Genomic DNA, 12,385 nt, shown 5'->3' with positions numbered 1-12,385 from the left:
CATCGCCGTCAGAAGACAAACCAAGGTCGCTCAGCTGCTGCGCTGCATCTCCAACAAAGGTGAACGAGCCAGCGCCAGCATCCCCATCAGCACCAAAGTCAACAGTGTTCTGAAGATCCCCGGCTGCAATCGCAGAACCACTCAGGAACTCAGTCCAGTTGCCATCAGCCTCAAGGCCCCAGTAATCTGGGCTAGTACCCGTTGACAGGATCGTGTCGATGTCATCTTCATCAACAGTCACATCCTGCTGCTGATCGGTTACACTTGGCCCATCATCACCAAACCGGATCTTCTCACCAATTTCAATGCTCTGGCTGGTCACATCGCCATCACCATCGGTGACTGTCAGAACAGCAGAGATCTTGCCGTCCAGATTGACGAATTCATCATGACTGTCTGTATCAAGTTGCTTGATGGACTGGTACTGCGCAAGGCTGACTTCACCGTCGCCATCAATGGAGATTGCAAACACCGCATCGCCGGTTTCGCCACCAACGCGGCCAACAACAAGATCACCTTCCAGATAAAGCAGAATGTCAGCACCCGCTGTGGTCTGAAGACCTGAGGCTGCATCATCAATGCTCAGCGTTACCTTATGGGTTGCGCCATCAGCACCGTCATCATAGGCAAAGTCCACCACGTTATCGCGGGCGAACTGAGGAACCATGTCCTCATCAGAACCTTTGCCGGAAACCCCATCAAACAGGGCTGCAACAGCTGGATCAGTGGTGTCATCGTTATCCAGACCAGCACTCTCATCAACCTGAACGAACCTGTTCAGCTCAAGAGACGTGATCGTCGCCATGTCATCATCAACAATCACGGTAAAGCTGGAGTTGGCTGTATCGCCATCACTGTCAGTTGCGACAAAACCGAAGGTCAATTCGATATCATCTTCAGTACCAGCAACAAAATGATCCAGATTATCCAGAAGCTCGAAGCTATAAGAACCAGACCCATCATCTGACAAAGTTACTTGGAAGACCGCATCGCCCCCAACACCCTTGGTCGCTGTGAACTCAGTGCCATCTACGCTGACAGTATAAACAAGTGCAATACCATCAGATGTCAGGACCTGAGAAGTTATTGGAGTTCCGTCAAACTTGACTGAACGATCCCCAATACCACCTTTATCACTGTCGGCATCATCCGCACCCCAATCGATATCGAGAGAGGCAGTAACTTTATGAGAGGTTGCTGGGGCATCACCATCTGCGGTGTCATTACCGTTACCGATATCCGGGATGCCATCTTCATCAACAGTACCTGTTGTGGGCGCCCCAATCTCCGGCAGGTCATCAGCAACATTTACAATCAGGAACGAGTCTGCGGAATCTCCATCAGCATCAAACGCCTGGAAACCAAATTCCAACTCCAGAATGTCTTTCACATCTGCTTCCAGATGATCCAGATTGCCATGGAGTGTAAAAGTAAATTCACCGGTTTCCGGGAAAGTGTTCAGCAGAACCTCAAAAACCAATTCGCCATTAGGCAGCTTGGCAATAAGCAGCTGGCTGCCCGCACCAATCTCATTGGCAGCATCCGCAATAAGGTCCTGTACTTCATAAGTCAGCGGCTGCCCGTCAGCAGTCAGGCGGATTGGGGTCCCAGCTCGGTCAACAGGCACGCCGGCATCAAGTTGAAACGCCAACGAGCGCTCGCTCACACCGTCCAGACCGAAGTCGACATTCAGATTGCCTGTGAAGGATAGTGGCCCTTTGCCAGCATCAGCCCAATCAGTTTCATCAAGCGCGCCAACTTCCGCAATGCCAGCCACAGGTACATCATCAACGTCCTGTTCGGGATCATCTGCCGCAGCCGCAGCTCCGGCATTGTCTTCTGGTCTCAGGAGATCATTGACATTCAGACCCGGCCCCAGTGGACCGCCATCAGGGTTGTCATCAAAATCTTGTCCTGAACTGTTTGGATCTTCCAGCTGATCGGCAATTGGTGTCCCATCACCTGCAGCGGTTTGGAGCGTATCAACCGGCAAGATTTCGACAAGCGCACCAAATTCTTCAATTGTCAGCGTCTGGGTTTCACTCAGGATCAGCGCCCCATCCGTCTGATCTCCGGCAAAGAACCCTTCAACAAGAAGCGTTCCACCATCAGAAAACAGGATTTGCAAGCTCTCACCGTAGCGGAAGAGACTAACTGGCACTTCCAGCATCTGGCTGAAATCAACCAACTGCCCCGGCTGCCGAACAAGAACCTCCGACTGGCCTTGGGTAGCAATCCCAATCTTCAGCACTTGTGAAGGAACAGCTGCCTGGGAAGTGTTAGTGGCTGTGATCGTAGTAGACGCTTGACGCTCTGACATTTTAGCAAACCCGACGCATAAACAGTTTTAATAAAATTTTAGCAATTGCGCCGATAATTTTGCCAATCATGATAAAAGTCAAATCATTTCCTTAAGGAATTTTTAACATCGTTAATTCCGTCACAGTCCAGCAACACCCTGAATTCACGCGTTTCTGCGACCAAGGTTTTAATTTGATTAAATTTTATTGAGTATTTTAGTTTTTGTTAAACACCGCTCCCTATACAGGGTGGCGAAGTTATTAACGGGAAATGCTGTTTTCTGGAGAGTAAAGCTCAGGAAAGAAGGGCATTTTCAAACAAAAAAAGAGCGCGTTCTTTGCCCCTTGCAACGCGCTCTGAATAGATTTTTAAAAAGTAGATTCGCAGTTCTAATTAAACGTGCGTGTCATTGCTGCAAGAGATGTAAATTTCACCTTTTGCAGAAGCTGCTGGCCACTACCGGCCACATGCACCCATTTATAGTTTTTGGTGTCCTGCTTGAGTGCAACCCGGCCAAAGCGGTTATCAAGGACATACTCTCCACCTTTGTAGGAGAGATTGAGGATTGCATGATACTGGCCGATCTTGGTGTCATAGACTGCAACCACCTTCATATCCTCAGCAGGAATACCCAGTTCCCTTAAAGTCCAGTACTTTAAGACAGCATAGTCCTCACAGTCCCCTCTGCGCTGACTCAGCGTTTCAATTGGTGAGGCCCAATAATCACTTCGCCCCCAAACCTGCTGGTCACTTTGATAGCTGATGAGTGCGTTGATCCCACGATTTACATAGGAAAGCTGCTTGTGACGCGGAAGCTTGCGCGCAGCTTTAATCAGGTTGCCCCAGGTATTTAAAACGCTTACTTCGCATTTATCACTGCTATTCAAACACTTAGAAGTATCTGCAATCCGGTCCATCTGAGTTGTAATGATGTTCCAGCGCCTGTCGATGGAAGTTCCGGCAGTAGAACGAACGATACGCTGCAGATTACGTGTGGGAGTACTCAACACAGCATTAGAACCATGCGCAGATGCTGTTTCAATGGCAGGCAACTCAGGCTTGGCCATTGGAACGGGCATACGTGCCTTGGCAACAAGAACCGGCTCAGGAGTAGCAACAGAAGCAAGCTCAATTGGAAAATATGGAGTTTGCGGCTCCAATGCAGCAGCCGTGGAAACAAATTGAGAAAATCCAAGCGCAATACCGGCAAATCCAAGAACTGCAGCTTTGTAGACGCAATAATTCTTAGTTACCGCACGGCGTCTGCCAGCGGCCCAAAACCTATTACAAAACATCCTGACGCCCCTTGTCAGGCGTTCGGAATTATCTCTCGCGAAGTGCTTCCGAACGCACTTTGTTTATAGGCTTAAGGATATAATCCAACACGGTTTTAAAACCGGTTAAAACATCAATTGAGGCCACCATTCCTGGTATTATTGGTAAAGGATCCGTTTCCGTCCCAAGATAGTTTTTATCTGTTCTGACGTTGACTTTAAAAAATCGATTACCCTGCTCGTCCTTGGTGGAGTCCGCAGCGATCCTTTCCAGCTTGCCTTTCAGACCTCCATAAATGGAATAGTCGTAGGCAGTGATTTTGACCGTAACCTCTTGACCTGGCCTAAGAAATGCCACGTCCTGAGGACTGATCTGCGCTTCAATCAGAAGCGTATCTTCCAGCGGAACAATCTCGACTAAAGGCTCTCCAGGCTGCACCACAGCCCCGATTGTGGATATATTCAATTGATTAACCACACCGTAGACAGGGGCCTCAAGATCCGTCCGCTGAACCTTGTCTCTGGCCGCTTTAATAGTCTCATTTATTACCGCAAGTTCAGCCCGCGCAGCCGCCAGTTCCTGACGCGCTTTGGCGTGAAACACTGTCTTTGCATTTGCAATGCGCTCTTCCGCTTCCTGTCCGGCTGACGTGACACGCCGAATAGAGGCATTCAACACTTCCAGGCTGCCCTGCGCTTCATCAAGCTGGCGCTTAAGACGCAGGAACTCGATCTCAGGAAGCACCTTGCGCTTGAAGAGACGCTCATTAATCTCCACTTCACGCGCCAGCGTTTCCATGGTGACAACGGTTTTACGTTTCTCAGCAAGCAACTCTTCCAGCTCTTGCTCTCTCTGCAATCGCTGATTTTTCAAAAGGGAGATTTCACTTGTGAGCTGCAGGTTACGCGCCAGATAGACCTGCTCTTCTTCAAACGTGTGACCCGGCGCATTGGTTGTAAGCTCACCAGAAAGCTCCAGAGGCACACCACTTGCTTCCGCCATCAACCTCTCAGCACGTGCCAAAAGGCTCCACTGACGCTGCTGAAGCTCACCTAGCTGCGAAGAAAAGCCTGTATCATCCACCCGGACAACAACGTCCCCCTTTTGAACGATCTGTCCCTCTTTCACGAGAAGAGACTTTACAATGCCCTTTTCAGGCGCCTGTACAATCTGGATCTGGCTGGACGGCACAACCCGTCCCTCACCACGTGTAACCTCTTCAAGCTCGGCTTGAGAGGCCCATGTGATACCGGCAGCCAAAGCCACAAAGACAATCAGAATGACACGCGTTGCAGCACGGGGAGGACGGGTCTGCAAACTTGCACGGATATCGGTTGCGTAATCCCAGTTCTTCATCTCACACACCCTCCGCGCTACGCTGGCGCTCTTCGTTCCGCGTCGCACCAAGGGTACGTAGCTTCTCAATCACGAAATCCCGTGGTCCATCTGCCACAAGCTGCCCCTTATCAAGGGCAACCAAACGGTCTGTAAGCTGCAATAAGGAAGTTCGATGCGTGCTAATAATCATCGTCGTATCAGGCGAGTTGTATTCCCGCAGGCGCTCCAGCAACCGGCGCTCTGACGCTGTATCAAGATGACTAGACGGCTCATCTAAAAACAACAGACGCGGTTGGCGCAGCAACATTCTGGCAAGCGCGACACTTTGCTTCTGCCCGCCAGAGAGCAAACGACCACCCTCTCCCACCTGCATGTCAAACCCATGAGGATGTGTCGCAACAAAATCCTCAACACCTGCAATATGAGCTGCACGATAGATATCTTCGTTAGAAGCCTGTGGCCGCCCAACAACGATGTTCTCTCGCAAACTGCCACTGAACAACACGTTATCCTGTGACAAGAACCCGACACCATCGCGCAGATCTGCAGGATCGTACTGCCGCGTATCAATCTTATCGACCAGAATTGCACCATCTGAGGGCGTATAAAGCCCGGATAACAAACGCCCCACTGTCGATTTACCAGCACCCACACGGCCAATAAGCCCAATGGTCTCTCCAGGCCGAACTTCAAAGCTCACATTGCGCAAGGAGTCTTCAGCAGCCTCAGGGTAGCGAAATGACACATTTTGGAAGGAAATCGCACCAGACGTGATGCGGCTGTTCACATAAGTCCGGTTTGGTCTGCGCTCCGCAGGCAACTCCATCAGACCAGACAGCATCTTGTAGGAATGCATGGTCTGACGCAGTCGTGTCAGCGTACCCGCAATGGATGACAAAGGCGCAAGAACACGGCCTGAAAGCATCATCGCAGCAATCAGACCACCCATATTCACCGCACCGTCATTGACCAGATAAACACCCCAGACAACGATACAGATGGACACCAGAGCCTGCGCAAAGCCTGTCAGCGACTGAGCCAATGTGGACCAGTAACGCCCCTTCAAAATAGCCGCAGCACTGGACGCAACAGATCGCTCCCACTTGATCTGCATAGAGCTCTCAGCATTCAAAGCTCGGATGGTATCGATATTTGCAATACTTTCCACCAACACGGAATGGCGCATCGCACTTTCTTTTGTGGCCTGATCAACAGAACCAGCAAGCGCAGGCTGAACAAGCAAGTTGATCAGAATAACCACCGGAACAGCAGCAAGCGGCACATAAGCAATCGGTCCAACAATCAGGAAAAGCACCATGATGAACAGGCCGATGAAACACATATCAATCAATGCCACCAAGGAGGAGGACGTGAAAAACTCACGAACAGTCTCAAACTCTTTGATGTGATTAGCAAACTGGCCGGTCGATCCCGGGCGGTTCTCCAGATCAAGCCCGAGAGCATGCGAAAAAATTCGCGACGCAATAGCAAGGTCTGCTTGTTTACCTGTCATGTTTATGATGGAGCTGCGCGCGGTCTTCAAAATTCCATCAAACACCAGAGCAAGAAGCACCCCCGCCGCAAGCGCCCATAGTGTTGGAATAGCAAAGTTTGGCAGCACACGGTCGTAAACATTCATGATGAAAAGCGGTGAGGCCAGCGCCAGACTATTGATGACCAGCGCAGCAATAGCAACGTGGATGTAATCCTTCCAGAAGCCTGCAATAACGCTCCAGAACCAGTGCCCGTCCCTGCCAGACCCCATACCGTTAGTCTCAGAAGTCATATTGACGGGCTTAAAGAAGATGCCATGTCCGCTATATAGCTTCTCAAGAGCTGCAATTGAGAGAATTTGCTGCTCCTCTGGCCTCTCCGCATCAACAATCGAAGCGTGACCCGTGCTCTCATTTAGCTCCTTCAAAATACGAAGGCTTCCATCTTCAAACACAAGAATTGCAGGCAATGAGATCGCAGGTATTGTTCCAGCTTTTTTCCTGACCGTGACCGCCCTCATTCCACAATTAGAGGATGCTCGCTCAATCAGTTTGATGGAAAGTCGCCGACCATCGTAAGGTAACCCTGCCAAAATGACAGAGTCGGTTGCGTAGTTACCGTAGCTTCTGGCGATGTACTTGATCGCCTCGACAAGCGGATCTTTGATGCTCACTTCAGCTGAGTTTTCAGTCTCGACGGTCATTTACAGTCTCATCATTCTTAACGACAAAAGGGAGCCGCAAAGGCTCCCTTCCTGAAGAAAATTTCGGCTATGCGTGCAGATTACACCATTAACGAAGTGGTTCAATCTGGAAACCCGCAGCTTGAGGGAAGATCGATGTGTTCCCGCGGCGGTCGGCTCTTGATTCAGCTGGTGGAGAGATGTTGAACATCGCCAGCAGGTTACCGGTGATACCTTGCAGCTGATAGGTAGAGAACTTCAGAATATATTCTGCAGAGATCAGATCGATACGGCTGTTAAACAGCGCATTTTCAGCGTTCAGCACATCCAGCAATGAGCGCTGACCAATGTTGTATTCCTGACGGTAACCGCTCACAACACGCTGGTTGGCAGAAACGGTCTGACGCAGAGCGGAGATGCGCTCGCGTGTTGTTTGAACAGACGCCCATGCTTGCTCAACAGCTTCATCAGTTTCGCGGCGCATACGATCAACACGTGCCTGTGCTTCTGCATGCTGCTCAACCGCACGGCCACGCATCGCACTGTCATAACCGCCATTGTAAAGGTTCCATCTCAGGCGAACCATGATGCGGTAGTCATCGCTACGACCTTCATAACCATTCAGGTCATCTCCGAAATTGGCAGACCCATTCAGAGTAACCCGAGGCATGAAGGAGGAGTTGCTCTGCTCAATCGCAAAACCGGCAGCATCCGTGTCAGCCTCAGCCGACAAGATCAACGGATTGCTCTGACGAGACATTGCAAGTGCAGAAGACAAACTCTTTGCAGCAGCTGAGTTTGCAGCAGAAACAGCACCCAGATTGCTTGGAGCAACACCAACGACGCGGCGATACTTCGCCATTGCATCCAGCAATGACTTACGCACGCTTGCTGTAATCATGCGAGTGGCGGCAACGCGCTCCTGCACCTGAGCAAGATCAGCGGCACCAGTTTCACCACCATCGTAACGTTCTTTCACTTCACGTGCGAGACGCTGGTGAAGTGCAGTGTTCTCTTTGGACTTGTTCAGAATCTTCTGATGACGCACAACATCGACATAGGCTTCAACAGCATCAAGTGCGATCGCTTCAGAGCGTTCCAGAACACGCAGAGCAGCACCATCAACACGGGCGCTCTGGCGATAGATCTCATTCACTGAACCGAAGCCGTCAAACAACAGCTGCTCAGCTTCAACACTCACCTGCTTGGCTGCACGCCATTGCTCAGTGGTGTTGGATTGTGCCCTGCGCAAGCGCTCTGCACCAAAAGAAGCATTCACACTCAACTTCGGCATGAACGCACTTTGAGAAGCACGCAATTCCTGATCACGCGCCCTTCTGTTTGCAGCAGACTCTACAATGTCTGGATTAGTGAGAACGGCGGTTTCAACAGCATCTCGTAAAGACGCAGAATGAGCAGACGTCACTCCCAACGCGCACATCAACAGTGCAACAGAAGTACCTCGAAAAAGCATTGCCTACACCCCAATGACTTTTCCATGAACGGCGTTTACCTCAAACAACCAAAGGCAGCAGAATTTCATCATTACAGCGCCCCTGATTTTCCGGCCATGGGAAAAACAAAAAGAAAATCTAACAGAGTAAAATCACGTGTAGAGATTTTTATCAATATATTTTTTCATAGTATAAATGGTACCCCAAAATCTCAAGATATCACCCAGACACAAACAAACTAAACCAAAGCAAATGCATAGATAAACACAAGAACACTCAAATACTAAAGCAAATTATGCAAAACGCATTACAACGAAATTAGCGAAACATCTCGAGAAAAAGAGAATTACAAAGAAAACGAGTCAACTGTATTCAATTTAAAAAAGTACTGAGTATATATAGAAAGATAAAATTTTACAGATATTCATTCACACTCTCTAAAATACCACCTGTCATTGAATTTTATTTACGCAAGTGGACTCTGAGAAATCCAACAGTTCCCACATGTTAACTATAAGACCCAAAAACCGAATATTGATTCTTTTAGTTTCCCCTCATCTATAGTCTTCGTTCTCAAGCTCAAGCCCTCCTTAAAACTCAGGGGCTCCCTCACAAAAAAAGAGGCGGATGCTTCGACATCCGCCTCTTTAAAATCTGCATCATTTTGCAAAACGATTAGTTCAGCAGCAGGTTTGGAATGTACAGAGCCAGCTGCGGAATGAACGTGGTCAGCACCAGTGTCGGCAACCATGCAAAGAAGATGAACATCAACGTCGGCTTCAGCATCTTATCGACCGAGGTTTCTGTCACCTTGGATCCCAGATACAGCAGCGGAGCAGTCGGTGGCGTAATGTTCGCCATGCCCAGGTTCACACCCAAAACAGCCGCAAAGTGGATTGGATCCATACCAACGCCCTGTACGATTGGAAGCAGCAGCGGCGTTGAGAGCAGGATGCCGGAGATATCATCCATCAACATACCGATGATGATCATCACCAGATTCACCATCAGCAAGATCATGATTGGGTCTTCAGAGACGGAGTAAACAAACTCCTCTGCAATCGCCGGGATGTCTTCAAAGATCAGGAACCGGCTCACGATCAACACCATGAAGATCATCGCCATAACCACACCAATGGTGATGCCTGAGTTCAAAATGGTTTCACGGAACGTTTTCCAGGTCAGACCACGGTAAACGTAAATCGCAACAGGGATCGCATAAACAACAGCGACGCCAGCGGCTTCCGTTGGTGTCATGATGCCACCATAGATCCCGCCGAGGATGATGACGGGCATCATCAATGCAGGAAACGCCTTCAGGCCGCGACGCTTGAACTCGTAGTTGAAGTCATCTGGGCGCTTTTCCAGATTGATGTCTTTATGCTTGCGCAGCATCACCTGGTTTACGATGATCAAAAGCGTAATGAGGATCAAACCGGGAATGACGGTGGAGAGGAATGCACGCAGCACGGACTGCTGTGCGACCCAGGCATACAAAATGTGAGAAGCACTTGGCGGGATCAACAATCCAAGAGGTGCAGCGCTAACGATCAGCGCAGCTGACTGGCCTTCAGGATAGTTGGCTTTGCGCAGATGCGGCATCATGATGCCACCAATGCAAGTCAGTGTCGCGTTTGCACTTCCGGAAATTGAACCGAATACACCGGACGCAAGCACAGTTGCAGCAGACAAACCACCTTTGATGTGCCCGACAAACAGCTCCGCCACGCTGACAAGAGGCGCAGCGATACGTCCCTTTTCCATAATGCCGCCAGCAATGATGAACAGCGGAATAGCCAGCAGAACCACATTGTTCATTTTCCAGTGGCCGGTTGGTAGATAACCAGCAACATCATGGCCGCCCATATAGGCAAGGAAAATAAGAATTGCGCCAAATGCTAGGTGTACGCTTACACCAAGCAGCAAAAGGCCGCATAGAATGGCAATTGACCCAACAATAATCATTGCGCTGCCCCTTGAGCTTTTATTGGTTCTTCTTCAGGGTGTACGTTTTCCGCAATTTCGCGGGGTTCCCGTTCCGGCCATTTTGGACCGTTTCGCAGCAGCAGATAAAAGTGCAGCACGGCGAACATGGTCATGAACAGGAAGCCCAGGAAAATAGCTAATCGAGGCGCAAAGAATGGAATCTTCAGCGCAACGGTCGTCTGCCACATTGGGTAGGAGGCAAGTTCTTCTTCAAGCATGAGCCAGCCCCAATACGTGACCGCACTCAAAACGCCAATTTCAATGATTTCTACAGCCACCTCACGCCACCAGATGATGCGCGGGTTTTTGATCAGAAAGCCAAGCACGTCTGCGTTGACATGCTCTTTGCGTGCTGAGGCGACAGCAGCAGCCATGAAGAACATCCAGAAGCTGACAGTCATCAGCCATTCTTCATAGGCAAAAAGGTTGCCACCAAAACCATAACGGACAATCACAACCATAAAAAATGTGAGCGCCATGATTACACCGCCGGCTGTAATCATGAAGTTCATCAGTTTAATGACGCCGTTCAGCGGTTTAGCCACTGGCCTTGGAAGTTCGCTCGTCAGAATACTCATCTGATATTTGCCCTTCGTTTCTTGAAACCAAATAAGTCATAGAAAAGGCCGGCGCAGGGTATGCGCCGGCCTTGAAGAGAAGGGCTTATTGGAAGTCTTTCTTCAGACGGTCAATGGTGTCCTGACCAACAACTTCAGCCATTGCAGGCCAAACTTTTTCACGTACACGCTCAGCAAGAACTTTTTCCTGCTCAGGGGTGAAGCTCAGGACTTCGTAACCGGATTCTACGAGTTTCTGCTTGAAGTTCGCATCGTTCTCTTTGTTGAACTGGAAGTACTGCTTGGAAGCTTTATCAAACGCAGCTTTCACAACAGCTTTCTGCTCATCATTCATCTTGTTCCAGGTTTTCAGAGAACCATAGAAAGAGTTGATTTCAGAGATCGCGTTGTACTCTACGAAGTACTTACCAACATTGGACTTTGCGAAGATGGTGTAAGCAGCCTGTTTGGTGCAGCACAAGGTGCCGTCAACAATACCGGACTGCATTGCAGGGAACATATCACCCCAAGCCATCGTGGTGGTGTTGTAGCCCAGAGTTTCAGCCATGTCTTTAACAACAGCAGAAGACCAGACACGGATGTTCATGCCTTTGTCGCCAAAGCCTGCATAGTCTTCAGGCTTTTTGTTCGCAACAACACCAACAAAACCTTCAGGGTTGTGATTGAACAGCTTCAGACCGAGGTTTTCAAGACGCTCATTGATGATCTTGTTGTACTCAGAATCTGGGTTCAACATCACATTTTCCAGATCATCCCAGCTGGTGAACAGGTATGGCATGGACATGATGTCGAGCACTGGATCTTTGTGGGAGTAGATGAACGCCATCACAAAGTCCACGTTACCGCGGATGGTGTCTTCAACCAGAGACTCACCGGAACCGAGCTGGCTTGCAGGGAAGACAGAAACTTTCAGGCCAACATCAGCAGCCTCAATTTCCTTTTCGATCTGCTTCAGCATTTTGGTGCCTTCGTGATCGACAGGTACCGTACCAGCGATTTTCAGACGCAGATCAGCAGCGTATACGGAAGACGCCAGTGTCAAAGCAATTGCACTTGCTGCACCTACGCTCAATACGCGACGGAAACCCTTTGATACAGTTTTAAGGCTAGGTTTGTTCATTCTTGTCTCCCTAATAACCATCCAGATACGCATCTATTGCTTATCATTGGCTCCCGGATGGCCGATTATGCCTCTCACAACACAGGCGACTTGCGTCAAATCGTGTCACTCAAGATTTTTAGATTGCTACAGCTCAGGGGCCGCGATCAGAAACATC

At 49.5% G+C, this 12,385-nt stretch carries 9 protein-coding genes; 1 reads left to right on the top strand and 8 read right to left on the bottom strand.

From position 1 onward, the window contains the following. From PsW74_RS20270 to PsW74_RS20250, 5 genes are all read right to left on the bottom strand, one after another. Positions 1-2,320 (bottom strand): DUF5801 repeats-in-toxin domain-containing protein (locus tag PsW74_RS20270; RefSeq protein ID WP_244277884.1); only part of this gene is annotated, 2,320 nt, incomplete at its 3' end. Between the two features lie 370 nt (positions 2,321-2,690). Continuing rightward, entirely contained in the window at positions 2,691-3,596 is a 906-nt protein-coding gene (locus PsW74_RS20265) for a transglutaminase-like cysteine peptidase (RefSeq protein WP_063289331.1), read from the bottom strand. 28 nt (positions 3,597-3,624) lie between these two features. Next, positions 3,625-4,932: an HlyD family type I secretion periplasmic adaptor subunit gene (locus tag PsW74_RS20260; RefSeq protein WP_063289332.1), complete on the bottom strand. Its 1,308-nt coding sequence runs from the start codon at positions 4,930-4,932 to the stop codon at positions 3,625-3,627. 1 nt (position 4,933) lies between these two features. After that, positions 4,934-7,111, bottom strand: a complete 2,178-nt coding sequence (locus tag PsW74_RS20255) for a type I secretion system permease/ATPase (protein ID WP_063289333.1) — start codon at positions 7,109-7,111, stop codon at positions 4,934-4,936. Positions 7,112-7,199: 88 nt separating this feature from the next. Then, positions 7,200-8,564 carry a TolC family outer membrane protein gene (locus PsW74_RS20250; RefSeq protein WP_063289334.1) on the bottom strand — a complete coding sequence of 455 codons (1,365 nt, stop codon included), beginning with the start codon at positions 8,562-8,564 and terminating at the stop codon, positions 7,200-7,202. 24 nt (positions 8,565-8,588) lie between these two features. Between PsW74_RS20250 and PsW74_RS28705 the strand changes: the two genes are divergently transcribed. Beyond that, entirely contained in the window at positions 8,589-8,786 is a 198-nt protein-coding gene (locus PsW74_RS28705; protein WP_152986719.1) for a hypothetical protein, read from the top strand. Positions 8,787-9,219: 433 nt separating this feature from the next. Here the strand turns inward: PsW74_RS28705 and PsW74_RS20245 are convergent, their stop codons facing one another. The 3 genes from PsW74_RS20245 to dctP all read right to left on the bottom strand — a co-directional run bounded on the left by PsW74_RS20245 (position 9,220) and on the right by dctP (position 12,228). Continuing rightward, positions 9,220-10,509, bottom strand: a complete 1,290-nt coding sequence (locus PsW74_RS20245) for a TRAP transporter large permease (protein WP_063289335.1) — start codon at positions 10,507-10,509, stop codon at positions 9,220-9,222. Beyond that, positions 10,506-11,108, bottom strand: coding sequence for a TRAP transporter small permease (locus PsW74_RS20240; RefSeq protein WP_063289336.1), 603 nt, complete (start codon positions 11,106-11,108; stop codon positions 10,506-10,508). Before PsW74_RS20240 ends, PsW74_RS20245 begins: the two co-directional genes overlap by 4 nt. A gap of 85 nt (positions 11,109-11,193) precedes the next feature. Further along, on the bottom strand, positions 11,194-12,228 hold the full coding sequence (gene dctP / locus PsW74_RS20235; RefSeq protein ID WP_063289337.1) for a TRAP transporter substrate-binding protein DctP: 1,035 nt from the start codon (positions 12,226-12,228) through the stop codon (positions 11,194-11,196). Positions 12,229-12,385: the final 157 nt, after the last annotated feature.

Source organism: Pseudovibrio sp. W74, from assembly GCF_001623085.1.
Taxonomy (GTDB): domain Bacteria; phylum Pseudomonadota; class Alphaproteobacteria; order Rhizobiales; family Stappiaceae; genus Pseudovibrio.
Note: the sequence above shows the minus strand (reverse complement) of the source record. Positions and strands in the feature narration are given on the sequence as shown.